This is a genomic window from Burkholderia sp. SIMBA_062, assembly GCF_046534765.1.
Classification (GTDB): domain Bacteria; phylum Pseudomonadota; class Gammaproteobacteria; order Burkholderiales; family Burkholderiaceae; genus Burkholderia; species Burkholderia ambifaria.
The window spans coordinates 33,462-50,595 of the sequence record NZ_JAWRYD010000011.1 but is presented as its reverse complement, the minus strand read 5'-3'; the positions used below and the strand labels follow the sequence as shown (position 1 = coordinate 50,595).

General features: G+C 65.9%; 17 protein-coding genes and 1 tRNA gene. 12 read left to right on the top strand and 6 right to left on the bottom strand.

The window, feature by feature from the left end:
• The first annotated feature begins 12 nt into the window (after positions 1–12).
• Positions 13–1,380 carry a signal recognition particle protein gene (gene ffh / locus SB786_RS14050; protein WP_006756844.1) on the top strand — a complete coding sequence of 456 codons (1,368 nt, stop codon included), beginning with the start codon at positions 13–15 and terminating at the stop codon, positions 1,378–1,380.
• Positions 1,381–1,474: 94 nt separating this feature from the next.
• Positions 1,475–2,026 carry a hypoxanthine-guanine phosphoribosyltransferase gene (locus SB786_RS14045; RefSeq protein WP_410727968.1) on the top strand — a complete coding sequence of 184 codons (552 nt, stop codon included), beginning with the start codon at positions 1,475–1,477 and terminating at the stop codon, positions 2,024–2,026.
• A 78-nt stretch (positions 2,027–2,104) separates the two neighbouring features.
• Here the strand turns inward: SB786_RS14045 and SB786_RS14040 are convergent, their stop codons facing one another.
• Together SB786_RS14040 and SB786_RS14035 are read right to left on the bottom strand one after the other, a co-directional pair.
• Positions 2,105–2,707, bottom strand: coding sequence for a MarC family protein (locus SB786_RS14040; protein WP_006756842.1), 603 nt, complete (start codon positions 2,705–2,707; stop codon positions 2,105–2,107).
• A 21-nt stretch (positions 2,708–2,728) separates the two neighbouring features.
• Entirely contained in the window at positions 2,729–4,465 is a 1,737-nt protein-coding gene (locus SB786_RS14035) for a proline--tRNA ligase (protein ID WP_410727967.1), read from the bottom strand.
• A gap of 218 nt (positions 4,466–4,683) precedes the next feature.
• Between SB786_RS14035 and SB786_RS14030 the strand changes: the two genes are divergently transcribed.
• Both SB786_RS14030 and SB786_RS14025 read left to right on the top strand, forming a co-directional pair.
• Positions 4,684–5,331, top strand: a complete 648-nt coding sequence (locus SB786_RS14030; protein ID WP_410727966.1) for an RNA pyrophosphohydrolase — start codon at positions 4,684–4,686, stop codon at positions 5,329–5,331.
• Positions 5,332–5,344: 13 nt separating this feature from the next.
• Positions 5,345–5,953, top strand: coding sequence for a CNP1-like family protein (locus SB786_RS14025; protein WP_410727965.1), 609 nt, complete (start codon positions 5,345–5,347; stop codon positions 5,951–5,953).
• A gap of 112 nt (positions 5,954–6,065) precedes the next feature.
• On the opposite strand, the gene proB is transcribed toward SB786_RS14025, so the two are convergent.
• The 4 genes from proB to rplU form a co-directional block, all read right to left on the bottom strand.
• Positions 6,066–7,184, bottom strand: coding sequence for a glutamate 5-kinase (proB, locus tag SB786_RS14020; RefSeq protein WP_006752234.1), 1,119 nt, complete (start codon positions 7,182–7,184; stop codon positions 6,066–6,068).
• A 90-nt stretch (positions 7,185–7,274) separates the two neighbouring features.
• Positions 7,275–8,387 (bottom strand): GTPase ObgE, encoded by a 1,113-nt coding sequence (obgE, locus tag SB786_RS14015; RefSeq protein WP_410727964.1) that lies wholly within the window; start codon positions 8,385–8,387, stop codon positions 7,275–7,277.
• A 191-nt stretch (positions 8,388–8,578) separates the two neighbouring features.
• A complete protein-coding gene (rpmA, locus tag SB786_RS14010; protein ID WP_006476999.1) occupies positions 8,579–8,842 on the bottom strand; it encodes a 50S ribosomal protein L27 in 264 nt (87 codons plus the stop codon).
• A gap of 24 nt (positions 8,843–8,866) precedes the next feature.
• Entirely contained in the window at positions 8,867–9,178 is a 312-nt protein-coding gene (gene rplU / locus SB786_RS14005) for a 50S ribosomal protein L21 (protein ID WP_006025184.1), read from the bottom strand.
• A gap of 211 nt (positions 9,179–9,389) precedes the next feature.
• Here rplU and SB786_RS14000 point away from each other — a divergent pair, with 211 nt between their 5' ends.
• The 8 genes from SB786_RS14000 (at position 9,390) to zapD (ending at position 17,133) form a co-directional block, all read left to right on the top strand.
• The gene (locus tag SB786_RS14000) at positions 9,390–10,385 is read left to right on the top strand and encodes a polyprenyl synthetase family protein (RefSeq protein WP_006756837.1); all 996 of its coding nucleotides are present in this window, start codon (positions 9,390–9,392) and stop codon (positions 10,383–10,385) included.
• Positions 10,386–10,531: 146 nt separating this feature from the next.
• Positions 10,532–10,608: transfer RNA gene (locus SB786_RS13995), tRNA-Pro, on the top strand.
• A gap of 150 nt (positions 10,609–10,758) precedes the next feature.
• Positions 10,759–12,048 carry an HlyC/CorC family transporter gene (locus SB786_RS13990; RefSeq protein ID WP_081472742.1) on the top strand — a complete coding sequence of 430 codons (1,290 nt, stop codon included), beginning with the start codon at positions 10,759–10,761 and terminating at the stop codon, positions 12,046–12,048.
• Positions 12,049–12,130: 82 nt separating this feature from the next.
• Positions 12,131–13,408 carry a GspE/PulE family protein gene (locus tag SB786_RS13985; RefSeq protein ID WP_410727963.1) on the top strand — a complete coding sequence of 426 codons (1,278 nt, stop codon included), beginning with the start codon at positions 12,131–12,133 and terminating at the stop codon, positions 13,406–13,408.
• A complete protein-coding gene (locus SB786_RS13980; protein ID WP_410727962.1) occupies positions 13,405–14,619 on the top strand; it encodes a type II secretion system F family protein in 1,215 nt (404 codons plus the stop codon). The genes SB786_RS13985 and SB786_RS13980 overlap by 4 nt, the downstream gene beginning before the upstream one ends.
• A gap of 44 nt (positions 14,620–14,663) precedes the next feature.
• A complete protein-coding gene (locus tag SB786_RS13975) occupies positions 14,664–15,575 on the top strand; it encodes a prepilin peptidase (RefSeq protein ID WP_410727961.1) in 912 nt (303 codons plus the stop codon).
• Between the two features lie 84 nt (positions 15,576–15,659).
• Positions 15,660–16,268 (top strand): dephospho-CoA kinase, encoded by a 609-nt coding sequence (gene coaE / locus SB786_RS13970; RefSeq protein WP_410727960.1) that lies wholly within the window; start codon positions 15,660–15,662, stop codon positions 16,266–16,268.
• Between the two features lie 109 nt (positions 16,269–16,377).
• On the top strand, positions 16,378–17,133 hold the full coding sequence (gene zapD / locus SB786_RS13965; RefSeq protein ID WP_057926847.1) for a cell division protein ZapD: 756 nt from the start codon (positions 16,378–16,380) through the stop codon (positions 17,131–17,133).
• The last annotated feature ends 1 nt before the right edge of the window (position 17,134 follow it).

The window sequence follows — 17,134 nt, the reverse complement described above, 5'->3', positions numbered from 1 at the left end:
CCAACGCTCCCCATGCTCGACAATCTCACTCAACGGATGGCGCGCGTCGTCAAGACGCTGCGCGGCGAGGCCCGGCTTACCGAGGCGAACACCCAGGAAATGCTCCGCGAGGTGCGTCTCGCGCTGCTCGAGGCCGACGTCGCGTTGCCCGTCGTCCGCGAATTCATCGCCAAGGTCAAGGAAAAGGCGCTCGGCGAGGAAGTGATCAGCAGCCTGTCGCCGGGTCAGGCGCTCGTCGGCGTGGTCCAGAAGGAACTGACCGCCGTGATCGGCGGCGACTACGAAGGCAAGGCCGCCGAGCTGAATCTCGCGGTCACGCCGCCCGCCGTGATCCTGATGGCGGGCCTGCAAGGCGCCGGCAAGACCACGACCGTCGGCAAGCTCGCGAAGCTGCTGCGCGAGAAGCACAAGAAAAAGGTGCTGACGGTCTCGTGCGACGTGTATCGCCCGGCCGCCATCATGCAGCTGAAAACGGTGAGCGAACAGGTCGGCGCCGACTTCTTCCCGTCCACACCGGATCAGAAGCCCGTCGACATCGCGGTCGCGGCCGTCGACTGGGCGAAGCGCCACTACCATGACGTGCTGATCGTCGACACGGCCGGCCGCCTCGGTATCGACGAGGCGATGATGCAGGAAATCGCCGCGCTGCACGGCACGCTGAAGCCGGCTGAAACGCTGTTCGTCGTCGACGCGATGCTCGGCCAGGACGCGGTCAACACCGCGAAGGCCTTCAACGACACGCTGCCGCTCACCGGCGTCGTGCTGACCAAGCTCGACGGCGATTCGCGCGGCGGTGCCGCGCTGTCGGTGCGCCACATCACGGGCAAGCCGATCAAGTTCGTCGGTGTCGCCGAAAAGCTCGACGGCCTCGAGGTGTTCCACCCGGATCGCATGGCGAACCGGATCCTCGGCATGGGCGACATCCTCGCGCTCGTCGAGGAAGCGCAGCGCGGCGTCGACGTGCAGGCCGCGCAGAAGCTCGCCGACAAGGTGAAGAAAGGCGGCGACTTCGACCTGAACGATTTCCGCGCGCAGATCTCGCAGATGAAGAACATGGGCGGCCTGTCGTCGCTGATGGACAAGCTGCCCGCGCAATTCCAGCAGGCGGCGGCCGGTGCCGACATGGGCCAGGCCGAGAAGTCGATCCGCCGGATGGAAGGCATCATCAGCTCGATGACGCCCGCCGAGCGCGCCAAGCCCGAGATCATCAAGGCGACGCGCAAGCGACGCATTGCGGCCGGCGCGGGCGTGCCGGTGCAGGAAGTCAACCGGATGCTGAACCAGTACGACCAGATGCGTACGATGATGAAGAAGCTGAAGGGCGGCAACATGCACAAGATGATGCGCGGCCTGAAGGGCATGATGCCCGGCATGCGCTGATTCCGCCCATCGGCCGGCGCGCGGGTTTTTGCTGTAGCGCGCGCCGCCGGTTCTGCTTCATTCTTGTTTGTATACCGACTGCTCGCCAGAACACATGAACCGCGAAGAAGCCCTCCACATTTTCGACCACTCCGAAGAGATCGTCTCGGCAGACGCCGTCAACGCGTCGATCTCCAGGATGGCCGACGCGATCCGCGCCGAGATCGGCGACGCGTTCCCGCTCGTTCTCTCGGTGATGGGCGGCGCCGCCGTGTTTACCGGGATGCTGCTGCCGCGTCTCGATTTCCCGCTGGAATTCGACTACATCCACCTGACCCGCTACCGCAACACGACGCAGGGCAGCCCGGAGATGCACTGGCGCGTCGCGCCGCGCGAATCGGTGAAGGACCGGATCGTGCTGGTGCTCGACGACATCCTCGACGAAGGCGAGACGATGGCCGCGATCCGCGACCGCATCCTCGACATGGGCGCGAAGCGCTTCATGTCCGCCGTGCTGTGTGAAAAGACGCTCGCGAAGTCGAAACCGCTGCATCCCGACTTCTGCGGCTTCCCGGTGCCGGACCGCTACGTGTTCGGCTGCGGGATGGACGCCAAGGGCTACTGGCGCAACCTGCCGACGATCCGCGCGCTGACCGCGAACGTCTGACCGCCCTGCCCGCAATAAAGAAAAGCGGCGCTCCGGTTTCCCGGAGCGCCGCTTTTTTTGTCGGTGGCGCCACCCGCGCTACAGCTGGTGCACGAACGCCCGGACGCCGGCCAGCAGCATCTCGACCGAGATCGCGACGAGCACGAGGCCCATCAGCCGCTCGAACGCCGCGACGGTCCGCTCGCCGAGCCACTGCTGGATCCGTTCGGCCAGCACCAGCGTGATCGCGCAGACGATCATCGTGACCGTCAGCGCGCCGACCCACTCGAACATCTTGCCCGGCGCCTGCGACGTCAGCAGCATCACCGTCGCGAGCGCGGACGGCCCGGCGAGCGCGGGAATCGCGAGGGGCACGATGAAGGGTTCGCCGCCCGCGCGCGGATCGGTGCCGAGCGCGCCGTCCGGATGCGGGAAGATCATCCGCAGCGCGATCAGGAACAGCACGATCCCGCCGCCGAGCCGCAACGACAGGTCGGTGAGGTTCATCATCCGCAGGAAGCGGTCGCCGACCACCATGAAGAACAGCAGGATCACGAACGCGATCCCCACCTCGCGCAGGATCAGCTTCACGCGCCGCTCACGCGGCACGTCCCGCATCGCCGTGATGAACAGCGGGATGTTGCCGAGCGGATCCGTAATCAGCACGAGGAGCACGGTGGCCGACAGGAAGGTGTATTCCACCGTGTCCCCCGGTCGCGGCGCTTAGTGCGCGAGCGCGGCGCGGATCTTCTCCGTCACCGTCGCCGCGGCCTCGTCCGCCGGCAGCAGCGTCGCCTCGGCGTCGCGGCGGCCCTGATACTCGATCTTGCCTTCCTTCAGGCCGCGCTCGCCGATCACCAGGCGATGCGGCACGCCGATCAGTTCCCAGTCGGCGAACATCACGCCCGGGCGCTCGCCGCGATCGTCGAGGATCACGTCGATGCCGGCGGCGGTCAGTTCCGCGTACAGCTTGTCGGCGGCTTCGCGGACCATGTCGCTGCGATCGTAGCCCATCGGGCACAGCACGACCTCGAACGGCGCGATCGACTCGGGCCAGATGATGCCGCGGTCGTCGAAGTTCTGTTCGATCGCCGCGCCGAGAATCCGCGTGACGCCGACGCCGTAGCAGCCCATCAGCATCGGCTGCGGCTTGCCCGATTCATCGAGGAACGTCGCGCCCATCGCTTCCGAATACTTGGTGCCGAGCTGGAACACGTGACCGACTTCGATGCCGCGGCAGATGTCGATCGTGCCCTTGCCGTCCGGCGACGGATCGCCCTTCTTCACGTCGCGCACATCGGCGACTTCCGGTTCCGGCAAGTCGCGGCCCCAGTTCACGCCCGCGATGTGATAGTCGACCTCGTTCGCGCCAACGACGAAGTCGCTCATGTTCGCCACCGTGCGATCGGCGATCACCTTCACCGGCTTCTTCGTGCCGACCGGGCCGAGATAGCCCGGCGGCGTGCCGAACCATTCGACGATTTCCTGCTCGGTCGCGAAGCGGTGGTTCTTCAGCCCCGGCAGCTTCGACACCTTGATCTCGTTCAGGTCGTGGTCGCCGCGCAGCATGATGAGCCAGATGGTCGGCTCGGCGCCTTCGTTCTCGGTGGCGAGCACGATCGACTTGATCGTGCGCTCGAGCGGGATCGCCAGCAGTTCGGCGACCGCTTCGCACTTCGCCTTGCCGGGCGTCGCGACCTTCTCCATCGCTTCGGCCGGCGCGGCACGCTCGGCGATCAGCGGCAGCGCTTCGGCCGCTTCGATGTTCGCCGCGAAGTCGGACGTCGGGCAGTAGGCGATCGCGTCCTCGCCGGTATCGGCGATCACGTGGAACTCGTGCGAGAAGTTGCCGCCGATCGAGCCGCTGTCGGCCGCGACCGCCCGGAACTCGAGGCCGAGGCGCGTGAAGATGCGAACGTACGCGTCGTACATCTTGCGATACGACTCGTTCAGGCCGGCCGTGTCCTTGTCGAACGAATACGCGTCCTTCATGATGAATTCGCGGCCGCGCATCACGCCGAAGCGCGGACGGATCTCGTCGCGGAACTTCGTCTGGATCTGGTAGAAGTTCACCGGCATCTGCCGGTAGCTCTTGATCTGGTTGCGCGCGATGTCGGTGACGACTTCCTCGTGCGTCGGCCCGATCACGAAGTCGTTGTCCTTGCGGTCCTTGAAGCGCAGCAGCTCGGGGCCGTACTGCTCCCAGCGGCCCGACTCCTGCCACAGCTCGGCCGGCTGCACGGCCGGCATCAGCAGCTCGATGGCGCCTGCCCGGTTCATTTCCTCGCGCACGATCGCCTCGACCTTGCGAATCGAGCGCAGGCCGACCGGCAGGTAGTTATAGATGCCGCCGGCGACACGACGGATCATGCCGGCGCGCACCATCAGCTTGTGGCTGACGATCTCTGCGTCGGCCGGTGCTTCTTTGAGGGTGCCGATAAAGAAACGGGAAGCTTTCATGCGGACGGTTCCAAATACGGCGCCCCCAGGCGGGGCGCCCGAAAAAGTTTCAAGGTGAAAAAGCTGCGCGCGACGAACGACGATGGCGCAGATGACGTAGCAGACAAATCAGGGACAATTCAGCCGCCGTACCCCGCGCGGATTCGCTCCGTCACGGTGCGCAGCGCCCGTTATCTGTTTATAATCAAAGCAATTTTAAAGGATTCGAAGGTGGTTGTATGCTGGATCGTGAAGGCTTTCGCCCGAACGTCGGCATCATCCTCTTGAACGCGCGCAACGAGGTGTTTTGGGGCAAGCGGCTCCGCGAGCATTCCTGGCAGTTTCCTCAAGGTGGGATCAAGTACGGCGAGACCCCCATGCAGGCGATGTACCGGGAGCTGCACGAGGAAACCGGCCTGCACCCGGAACACGTCAAGATAATCGGCCGCACCCGCGACTGGTTGCGTTACGAGGTGCCTGACAAGTTCATCAAACGCGAAGTACGCGGCCATTACCGCGGCCAGAAGCAGATCTGGTTCCTGCTGCGGATGGTCGGACGCGATTGCGATATTTGCTTGCGCGCGACCGATCACCCGGAGTTCGATGCGTGGCGCTGGAACGAGTACTGGGTGCCACTCGATGCGGTGATCGAGTTCAAGCGGGATGTCTATCAGTTGGCGCTGACGGAACTGTCGCGCTTCCTGCGCCGCCCGGCGCAGCGAGCCGACAAGCCGCAAGGGCCGCGTCCGTCGCGCTATCCGCGCGTGATCGGCACGCAGGCCCAGCAGACGCTGACGATTGTCGACACATCGGTAGTTTGTTCGGAGATCGAAGTGGAGGCGCGCACGCTCGATGAGATGCCGCCCGGCGTGATCGTCGGCAAATGACGAGTCGGACTGCATGACCGGGCGCGACCTTGGTGTCGCGCCCTTTTTTTACGAGGAACGCATATTGAAAGCGATTGCTCTCGCGCTCGCATCGGTTGTCGCGGCGGCCACGCTGGCCGGTTGCGCCAATTCGAAAGCGCCGTCCAACAAGGACGACAGCGAGTTCGTCTATCTGCTCGACCGTAAGGGTGAGTGGAAGGAAAACCCGGTCGACACGCTGCCGGCTCTGCCGCAAGCGGGCGACTTGCTGCCGTTCACCGTGTCGCAGAACACGCCGCTCAAGTTCTTCGTCGATGCGAAGTCGCTCGCGGTCGGCACCGACGGCATCGTGCGCTACGCGGTCGTCATTACGAGCCCGGCCGGCGCGCGCAACGTGAACTATGAAGGCATCCGCTGCGATACCTACGAATGGCGTCAGTATGCGGGCCTGAATTCGGATCACGACGGCTGGGACCGCACCGTCGAGAACGACTGGCGGCGCATCGAGAACGGCGAACTGAACTCGTATCACTCGGCGCTGTACCAGGACTACTTCTGCTCGAACAAGATGCCGCAGGGCACGACCAAGCAGATCATCGAGAACATCAAGTTTCACCGCACCGCGATGAGCCAGCTGCGCTGACGGCGCAACGCAGGCGGCCTGGCCAGGCCTACTACTCCCCGTCGCAACGAAAAAGCCCGCGCAAATGCGGGCTTTTGCTTCTTTTGCTGTCTCGCGACACCAGGTCGAACGGTTACACGAGCACGAGGTTGTCGCGGTGAATCAGCTCCGGCTCCAGCATGTAGCCGAGCACCGTCTCGATCTCGCCGCTCGGCTTGCGGTGAATCAGCTTCGTTTCCGCACTGCTGTAGTTCGTGAGGCCGCGCGCCACTTCACGCCCGTCGGGGCCGACGCACGCGATCACCTCGCCGCGCGCGAACGCGCCCTGCACGCCGATCACGCCGATCGGCAGCAGGCTCTTGCCGCCGGCCGTGAGCTTCTCGACCGCGCCCGCATCGATCACGACGTGCCCGCGCACCTGCAGGTGATCGGCCATCCACTGCTTGCGCGCGGCCATCCGTGCGGTGCGCGCGATCAGCTGCGTGCCGATCGCCTCACCGGCCGCGAGCCGCACCAGCACGTCGGTTTCGCGGCCGCTCGCAATCACGGTGTTCGCGCCGCTGTGCGCCGCGCGCTTCGCCGCGAGGATCTTCGTCAGCATCCCGCCGCGGCCGAGGCTCGAGCCTGCGCCACCCGCCATCGCCTCGAGGTCGGGCGCACCCGCGCTGGCTTCCGCGACGAGCGTCGCGTTCGGATCCTTGCGCGGATCGGCGGTGAACAGCCCCGACTGGTCGGTCAGGATGATCAGCGCATCGCCTTCGATCAGGTTCGCGACGAGTGCGCCGAGCGTGTCGTTGTCGCCGAACTTGATTTCGTCGGTGACGACCGTGTCGTTTTCGTTGATGATCGGCACGACGCCGAGCCGCAGCAGCGTGAGCAGCGTCGAGCGTGCATTCAGGTAGCGTTCGCGATCCGCGAGGTCGGCGTGCGTGAGCAGGATCTGTGCGGTGCGGATGTCGTGCTCGGTAAAGCGGCTTTCATAGACTTGCGCGAGCCCCATCTGGCCCACCGCCGCGGCGGCCTGCAGTTCGTCGATCTCGCGCGGACGCTTGCTCCAGCCGAGCCGCTGCATCCCTTCGGCAATCGCACCCGAACTGACGAGCACCACTTCCTTGCCCTGCGCACGCAGCGCGGCGATCTGGGCCGCCCAGCGGCCGATTGCAGCATGATCGAGCCCCTTGCCGTCGTTGGTCACGAGGCTCGAGCCCACCTTCACCACCAATCGCTTCGAATCCGCGATGATCGAACGCATCGTGCGCCGTCTCCTGTATCTGATGCCTGCCCGGCCGGGCGCGATTGAATTCCGGCACCGGGCGCGATGCCCGGTGCGTTTCGGGTCCGCTCAGGCGTCGCCGCCGGGCGTCGCACCGCCCTCGGCGGGCGGCGCGTCGCGGAACCGCACGTCCGTGGCCAGATCTTCCTCTTCCGCCGCGCGATGCGCGTCCGAATGCTCGGCGAGGTAATCGTAGATCGCGTAGCACAGCGCTTCGCAGCCCTGGCCCGTCAGCGCCGAAATCTCGAACACCGGGCCGTCCCAGTCGAAGCGGGCGAGGAAATCGGCGACGCGCGCTTCACGCTCGTCTTCCGGCACCATGTCGAGCTTGTTGAGGACGAGCCAGCGCGGCTTCTCGTAGAGCGCCTCGTCGTACTTGCGCAGTTCACCGACGATCGCCTTCGCTTCCGCGACCGGGTCGACGTTTTCGTCGAACGGGGCCAAATCGACGAGATGCAGCAGCACGCCGGTGCGCTGCAGATGTCGCAGGAACTGGTGGCCGAGGCCCGCGCCTTCGGCCGCGCCCTCGATCAGCCCCGGGATGTCGGCGATCACGAAGCTCTTGCTCGGGCCGACCCGCACGACGCCGAGGTTCGGCGCGAGCGTCGTAAACGGATAGTCGGCGATCTTCGGCTTCGCGTTCGACACCGACGAGATGAAGGTCGACTTGCCTGCGTTCGGCATGCCGAGCAGCCCGACGTCGGCGAGCACCTTCAGCTCGAGCCGCAGCATGCGCCGTTCGCCGGGCTTGCCGTCGGTCTTCTGGCGCGGCGCACGGTTCGTGCTCGACTTGAAATGCAGGTTGCCGAGACCACCGGCGCCGCCGTTCGCAAGCATCACCTGCTGGCCGTGCTCGGTCAGGTCGGCGATGAGCTCGCCGGTGTCCATGTCGGTCACGACCGTGCCGACCGGCATGCGCAGCGTGACGTCGTCACCGCCCTTGCCGTAGCAATCCGAGCCGCGACCGTTCTCGCCGTTGCGCGCCAGGTGCTTCTTCGCGTAACGGTAATCGATCAGCGTGTTGATGTTGCGGTCGGCAATCGCATAGACGTTGCCGCCCCGGCCGCCGTCGCCGCCGTCCGGCCCGCCGAACGGAACGAACTTTTCGCGGCGCATCGACGCGCTCCCATCACCTCCGTCGCCGGCGATGACTTCGATTCGTGCTTCGTCAATGAACTTCATTCGTCACTCCGACCAGTATTTCCGCTATTGTGCCGCGCGCCGGCACACTTGAACAATCTGCCGTTCGGCCGATTGCCTGCCGTTTCGCGACAGCCGCCGGCGCGCACATGCGCCCCGGCGGCCAAATAAAAAAAGGCCCCGCGAAGACTGCGGGGCCTTTCGGCTACGAAGCCCGTGGGTGCCTAACTAACTTAGGCAGCCGCCGGGACAACGATGACCAGATGCTTCTTGTCCGCGCCCTTGGTCGCGAACTTGACGTGACCGTCGACCAGCGCGAACAGGGTGTGATCCTTGCCCATGCCGACGTTCTCGCCAGCGTGCATGCGCGTACCGCGCTGACGCACGATGATGCCGCCAGCGTTGATCGCCTGGCCGCCGTACACTTTCACGCCGAGACGTTTCGACTCGGAGTCGCGGCCGTTCCGGGAAGAGCCGCCTGCCTTTTTGTGTGCCATCTGATTGCTCCTTTACCGAGGCGCTTACGCGTTGATCGCGTCGATGCGCAGCTCAGTGTAGTTCTGGCGGTGGCCGCCGTGCTTTTGGTAGTGCTTCCGGCGACGCATCTTGAAGATGGTGACCTTGGCATGACGACCGTGCGACACAACGGTGGCCTTGACGGAAGCCCCACTGACCAGCGGCGTACCGAACTTAATCGATTCGCCTTCGCCCACTGCGAGAACCTGGTCGAGCGTGATTTCAGCGTCAATGTCAGCCGGTATCTGTTCTACTTTGAGTTTTTCGCCAACGGCAACCTTGTACTGCTTGCCGCCGGTTTTTATGACCGCGTACATTGAGAACCTCACTCTGGATCCAAATTTTCCGCACACCACGCGCGGAAAACACGTGATTATACATGGGGTTAGCACCCAAGTCAAAGCCGATCCGCAATTGCCGCGCGCAGGCCCTTGCCGGACGGCCAAAAATCACGGTGCACGCGCGTCCGACAGACCGGGATATCGCGGATTGGACTTATAATCCGCCGTATCACCCATTTCGATCATCATGTCGTCGTCCACCGCCTCCCCCACCCTCAGCGCCGCCCACCTGCTCGCCCCGATCACAAGCGACATGGAGCAGGTGAATCGCGTTATCCGGCAAAGCCTCGCGTCCGACGTGCTGCTGATCAACCAGATCGCCGAGTACATCATCGGCGCGGGCGGCAAGCGGCTGCGTCCGGCCCTGCTGCTGCTCGTCGCCGGCGCGCTCGGCGAGACGTCGCACCAGCGGCACGTGCTGGCCGCCGTCGTCGAGTTCATCCACACGGCCACGCTGCTGCATGACGACGTCGTCGACGAATCCGAACTGCGGCGCGGCCGCCAGACGGCCAACGCGCTGTTCGGCAACGCGGCGAGCGTGCTGGTAGGCGACTACCTGTATTCGCGCTCGTTCGAGATGATGGTCGGCGTCGGCAAGATGCGCGTGATGGAAATCCTGTCGGAAGCGACGACGATCATTTCCGAAGGCGAAGTGCTGCAACTGCTGAACATGCACGATGCGGACGTCGACGAGACGCGCTACATGCAGGTGATCCGCTACAAGACGGCGAAGCTGTTCGAAGCATCGGCCCGCCTCGGCGCGGTGCTCGCGGGCGCCGATGCGCCGACCGAAGCCGCCGCGGCCGAATATGGCCGCCGGATCGGCACCGCGTTCCAGATCATGGACGACTGGCTCGACTACGCGGGCACGGCCGAAGCGATGGGCAAGAACGCCGGCGACGATCTGCGCGAAGGCAAGCCGACGCTGCCGCTCATCTATCTGATCGAACGCGGCACGCCCGAACAGTCGGCGCTCGCACGCGAGGCGATCGAACAGGGCGGCACCGATCGCTTCGACACGATTTTCGATGCGATCACGCGTTCGGGCGCGCTCGACCATACGCTCGAATGCGCGCGTCAGGAAGCACAGGCCGCTGCAGCCGCGATCACCGCGTTCCCGGATTCGATCTACAAGGAAAGCCTGCTCGGGTTGTGCTCGTACTCGACGTCGCGGCAGTCGTAAGCGCGAGGAAAGCGCGAAGCGATACCCGGTCTGGAAAAATTTCTTCGCCAAGGTATTCCCTTTTCGCAAAAACGTCGCTATAGTTATGTTCTTGCTCGACGACGCAGCGGTCTTGAAGAAGACGGCGAAGTCGGAAGAGTCCAAATCGGGGTGTAGCTTAGCCTGGTAGAGCGCTACGTTCGGGACGTAGAGGCCGGAGGTTCGAATCCTCTCACCCCGACCAGATTTAAAAAAACCGTGCACCGCGTGCACGGTTTTTTTTTGCCTGCTTTTCGCATGATCGCGCGGGCCCGCGCGCCGCGCACGACACATCACGGCCGCCGGCCTCTGCTATATTCCCTCCATCCCTGTCCTTCACTGCCCTTTCTGACGCGTGGACCAAATTCCCTTATGGGCGCAAATCGGCGCCGTCTTCCTGCTTCTCCTCTGCTCCAGCTTCTTTTCCATTTCCGAGACCGCGATGATGGCGCTCAACCGTCATCGGCTGAAGCATCTCGCCGGCCAGGGCGTGCTCGGCGCGAAAACCACGCAGGGTCTGCTCACGCGCACCGACCTGCTGCTCAGCGTGATCCTGATCGGCAACAACCTGTTCAACACGATCATCCCGGTCCTGACGACGTCGCTCGCGCTGCACACGTTCGGCCGTAACAACCTCGCGCTGTCGATCGCGACCGGCATCGTCGCGTTCCTGATCATCGTGTTCGCGGAAATAGCGCCGAAGATCGTCGGCGCGACCTTTCCCGAGCGCATCGCGCTGCCCGCAAGTCTCGTGATCGCGCCGCTGATGCGCGTGTTCAAGCCCATCGTCTGGTTCGTCAACGCGCTCGCGAATGGCGTGCTCTGGGTGCTGCGCATCAATACGAAGAAGGGCCGCGACCAGCGGATGTCGGCCGACGAATTGCGCGCGATCGTGCTCGAGTCGAGCAGCTTCATGCCGACCAAGCACCGCAGCATCCTGCTCAACCTGTTCGACCTCGAGAACATCACGGTCGACGACGTGATGGTGCCGCGCCGCCAGATCGAGTCGCTCAACTTCTACGCGCCGCTCGACGACATCCTGCATCAACTCGAAACCTGCTATCACAACCGCCTGGTCGTCTATGAAGGCGACATCGACAAGGTGCTCGGCGTGCTGCATGTGCGCAAGACGCTCACCGCGCTGCACAACCAGGATTTCGACCGCGAAACGTTGCGCACGCTGCTCGCCGAGCCGTACTACGTGCCGTCGGGCACGCCCGTCGTCCAGCAGCTGCAGTATTTCCAGGAAAGCCGGCAGCGCACCGCGCTCGTCGTCAACGAGTACGGCGAACTCGAGGGGCTCGTCACGCCCGAGGACATCATCGAGGAACTGATCGGCGAATTCACGACGTCGATGCCGCGCGGCGAACGCGCGGGCGGCTGGGATGAAAACGGCGAATGCATCGTCGCGGCCAGGATGCCGCTGCGTGAACTGAACCGCTGGCTGCACCTGCAGTTGCCGACGGACGGGCCGAAGACGCTGAACGGCCTGATCCTCGAGATCCTCGAGGAAATTCCCGACGGCGACGTATGCCTGAAAATCCGCGACGTGATGCTCGAAGTCATGCGCAGCGACGACCAGGCCGTGCGCACCGTCAAGCTCTTCAAGCCGCGCAGCACGCGCGCACGCGCCGCCGCGCGCTAGCCGAACGGCCGACTGTCGGCGCCGCTCGCGATACGCGACCATTTACCGGTCACGATCAACAGGCGGCCGAGCGCCGGCTCACATGCACTTCCCACCTCCCGGGGCGCCGCTGCGCACGCAGCGGCCAGTTGCCTCCACCGACGCATCGCCCGCCGACCCGCCCCATTCGCTCGATGCGGCGCAACTCGACGACTCGCCCGCCGTACGGCTGCTGACCGACACGCTTCACGCCGCCCGCGTGCGCGACGCGTCCGACATCCACGTCGAACCATTCGAAGCAGGCTGGCGCATTCGCCTGCGCATCGACGGCGTCCTGCATGAACACGCGCGACCGCCCGTCCATCTGCGCGACGCGCTCGTGACGCGCATCAAGGTGCTCGCACGCATGGACATCGCCGAGCGCCGGCTTCCGCAGGACGGCCGGCTGCGCATCACGGTCGACGGAGGCCTGCGAGGCGATTACCGGGTCAGTTCGCTGCCCACGCTGTTCGGCGAGAAACTCGTGTTGCGCCGCCTCGAAACGCTGCCGCCCGACCTCACGCTCGCGCGCCTCGGCTTCGACGCGCGGCAGGCCGCGGCAATGGAGGCCGCGATACGCGCGCCGCACGGTCTCGTGCTCGTCACCGGTCCGACCGGCAGCGGCAAGACGCTGTCGCTCTACTGCGCACTGCAGATGCTCGATCGCGACGCGCACAACGTCTGCACGGTCGAGGATCCGGCCGAGATTCAGCTCGACGGCATCAATCAGGTCGGCGTGGCGGAGAAAGCCGGGCTGACCTTCGCCACGGCGCTGCGCGCGCTGCTGCGGCAGGATCCGGACGTCATCATGGTCGGTGAGATTCGCGATGCGGAGACGGCCGACGTTGCGATCAAGGCCGCGCAGACCGGGCACCTCGTGTTGTCGACGCTGCATACGAACGACGCGCCGGCCGCCGTCGCGCGACTGCTCGATATCGGCGTCGCGCCGTACAACCTGGCCGCCGCGTTGCGCCTCGTCACCGCGCAACGGCTCGTGCGGCGTCTATGCGTGAGTTGCCGCACGCGTTCGGACGCGCCGGCGCACGCGCTGCGCGATGCGGGCTGCGATTCGGCGGCCCTGGCATCCGGATGGCGCCCGTTCGTCGCACGCGGCTGTGCCGCCTGCCACGGTATCGGTTATCGAGGCCGGATCGGCTTGCATCAGACGATGCCGGTTTCGCCGGAGATGGCCGAACGCATCGTCGCGCGTGCAAGCGTCGGTGCGCTCACGCAGTGCGCGGCGGCCGAAGGCGTGCGCAGTCTGCGTGACGCGGCCCTCGTGCACGTTCGCGACGGCACGACGAGCGTCGCGGAAGCGCTGGCCGCGACGCCCGACGCATGATCGCAATGCATGCACCGCCTCCCGAAACCCGCTTCGCGTGGCGCGGCCGTCGTCGCGACGGCACGCCGTGCCGCGGGAACGTCATCGCATTCGATGCAGCCGCCGCACGTGCAGCGCTCGCGCGCGACGGCGTCGCGGTGCTATCGCTCGACATCCGCGGCACCGCCCGGCCACCGGCGGCCGGCGCACGCGAGGTCACGCGCTTCACGCGTCAGCTCGCGAGCCTGCTGCAAGCCGGACTGCCGCTCGCACCGTCGCTCGAGATGCTTGCCCGCACCCGTACGCGCGACGGGCTCCCGCGCATCGCCGCAGGTCTCGCACGCGAGATCGTCGGCGGGCAGCGCTTCGCCGCCGCGCTGGCACGCTATCCGTCCCAGTTCGGCACGCTGTATCGCCAGTTGATCGAGGTGGGCGAAGCATCGGGTGCGCTCGGCACCGTGCTGACCCGCGTCGCGGAGCACCGCGAACGCGCCGACGCGCAATGGCGCAAGCTGTGTGCCGCGCTCGCCTACCCGGTCGCCGTCATCGTGTTCGCGCTGGCGATCTCGGCCGCCCTGATGGTGTGGGTCGTGCCAACGTTCCGGCAGATCTTCGACGGCTTCGGCGCGGCACTGCCGGCGCCGACCCGCGCCCTGCTCGCCCTTTCCTCCGCAACGTCCGCTTGGGGCGGCACGTTCGTCGCCGGCGCCGCGGTGGCGGGGCTCGCCGCACGCCATGCGCTGCGGCGCTCGCCGTCGCTGCGCTACACGGCCGCGCGGCACGTGCTGAATGCGCCGTTGGTCGGCAGCGCGCTCACGCGGTTCGCGGCCGCGCGCTGGTGCCGCTCGCTTGCCACGCTGCTCGGTGCCGGCGTACCGCTCGCCGATGCATTCGCCACGCTCGAACGCACGGCCGGCCACCCGGTGTTCGAGCAGGCCACCGCGCAAATCGCGGCGCGTGTGCTGCGCGGCGCGCGTCTTGCCGATGCGATGCACGCGGCGGGCTGCTTCCCGGACGACGTCGTGCAGCCGATCGCCGTCGCCGAGGAAACCGGCGCACTCGACACGATGCTCGCCGACATCGCCGCGCTCTGCGAGCGTCAGCTCGACGCGCGTCTCGATGCCCTCGCCGCGCTCGGCGAGCCGCTGATCGTGATCGTGCTGGGTGCCCTCGTCGGCGGCCTCGTGATCGCGATGTATCTGCCCATCCTTCAGCTGGGCAACGTGGTGTAGCATCGCAACCGATTCTGTCGCCTTTCACGCCCGAACCCGAGCCCATGACGCCCGTGCCCTTGACCACCGTTTTCGATTCGCCCGACACCACGTTGCTCGCGCTGGCGATGCTGCCGCCCGCGCTGCAGTATGCATTCGCCATCGTGCTCGGGCTGTGCGTCGGCAGCTTCGTGAACGTCGTCATGCACCGGATCCCCGTGATGATGCAGCGCGCATGGCAGGCCGAAATCGCCGAAGCGACCGGCAGCGCGAGCGCCCCGCCGGACGACGGCTATCCGCCGCACTACGATCTGTGGCGCCCGCGCAGCGCATGTCCGCACTGCGGCCACGTACTGCGCGCGTGGGAAAACATCCCGCTCGTCAGCTATCTGATGCTGCGCGGACGCTGCCGCCAGTGCGGCCATGCCATCGGCGTGCGCTATCCGCTCGTCGAACTCGCGGGCGCGCTGCTCGCCGCCGGGTCGCTCGCCGCGTTCGGCCCCACCGCCGCCGCACTCGCCGCGTTCGGGCTCTGCGCCGCGCTGCTGGCGATGAGCGCTATCGACATCCGGACCGGTTACCTTCCCGATTCGATGACGCTGCCGCTGCTGTGGGCAGGGCTCGCACTGAACCTCGGCGGCACGTTCACGTCGCTGCGTTCGGCCGTGGTCGGCGCGATGGCCGGCTACCTGTTCCTGTGGTCGATCTACTGGCTGTTCAAATGGCTGCGCGGCATCGAGGGCATCGGCTTCGGCGACCTGAAGCTGCTCGCCGCGCTCGGCGCATGGATGGGCTGGGCCGCGCTGCCGCAGGTCGTGCTGTTCGCCGCGGTGACGGGCGCGATCGTCGGGCTCGTCGCGACCTGGCGCGGGCGCATGCGCTTCGAGGAGCCGATTCCGTTCGGCCCGTTCCTCGCGGCAGGCGGCGTCGCGACGCTGTTTTTCGGCACCCCTTTCTATTTGGCGCTCGGCGGCTGACATGACGCACCGGCCCCGTTCGCCTGGTTCGCTGCGTCGCGGGGAGGAGGCTCGTTTCCTCGTGGCGGCCCGGCGGAGGCTCACATGTTTGCAATAGGACTCACCGGCGGCATCGGCAGCGGCAAGACGACCGTCGCCGACATGTTCGCCGCACGCGGTGCATCGCTCGTCGATACCGACCTGATTGCGCACCGCATCACCGCACCAGCCGGTCTCGCGATGCCGGCGATCGAACACGCATTCGGGCCGGACTTCGTCGCGGCCGACGGCTCGCTCGATCGCGCGAAGATGCGCGCACTGATTTTCAGCGACGACGACGCACGCCGGCGCCTCGAAGCAATCACGCATCCGCTGATCCGCGCGGAGACCGATCGCGAGGCCCGTGAAGCGCAGGGCCCGTACGTGATCTTCGTCGTACCGCTGCTCGTGGAGTCAGGTAACTGGAAGGCACGCAGCGATCGTGTGCTGGTCGTCGACTGTCCGGTCGAAACGCAAATCGCACGTGTGATGCGGCGCAATGGTTTCACGCGGGAACAGGTCGAAACGATCATCGCAAGACAGGCGACGCGTGAAGCGCGTCTCGCCGCGGCCGACGACGTGATCGTCAACGATGCGACGGCGCCCGATATGCTGGCCGCGCAGGTCGATGCACTGCACCAACGCTATCTCGCATTCGCGGCCGCCGCGCACTGACCGTCGCCGCGATCGTGATGGTGTACGAAATTGGCGCGTTGCTAGGGTAGACAGTGCGCATTAGAATGTCCTGCATTGTTTCAATTCCTACCCCGAGAGGCGAGCGCGCTTGATTCTTTACGAGTATCCGTTCAACGAGCGAATTCGCACGCTGTTGCGCCTCGAAGATTTGTTCGAGCGCTTCGCGTTCTTTTTGGCTCAGGAGGACCCGCGTGAACATCACGTCGCGCTGACGACGCTGTTCGAAATCGCCGAGGTCACGGGCCGCGCGGACCTGAAATCGGATCTGATGAAGGAGCTCGAACGTCAACGCCAGACGCTCGCTCCCTTTCGCGGCAATCCGGGCATCGAACAGAATGCGCTCGAAGCCGTGCTCGGTGAAATCGAGCAGACGCTCGCCAATCTTGCGCAGATGCAAGGCAAGACCGGGCAGCACCTCGTCGACAACGAGTGGCTCGCCAGCATCCGCAGCCGCGCGGTGATTCCCGGCGGCACGTGCAAGTTCGACCTGCCGTCGTACTACGCGTGGCAGCAATGGCCCGCGGAACAGCGGCGCCAGGACATCGCGAAATGGATCATGCCGCTGCTGCCGCTGCGCGACGCGGCGGCAATCGTGCTGCGGCTCGCTCGCGAATCGGGTCAGGCGTCGAAGGTGATGGCGATGCAGGGCAGCTACCAGCAGATGCTGTCCGGGCGCACCTACCAGCTGATGCAGGTGCGGGTCCCGCCGGAACTGCGCGTGATTCCCGAAGCGAGCGCCAACAAATACATGCTGTGGGTACGGTTCACCATGCAGGACGGCGACGTGCGGCCGCGCGCGGTGGACATCGACGTGCCATTCCATCTGACACTCTGCAATCTGTAAC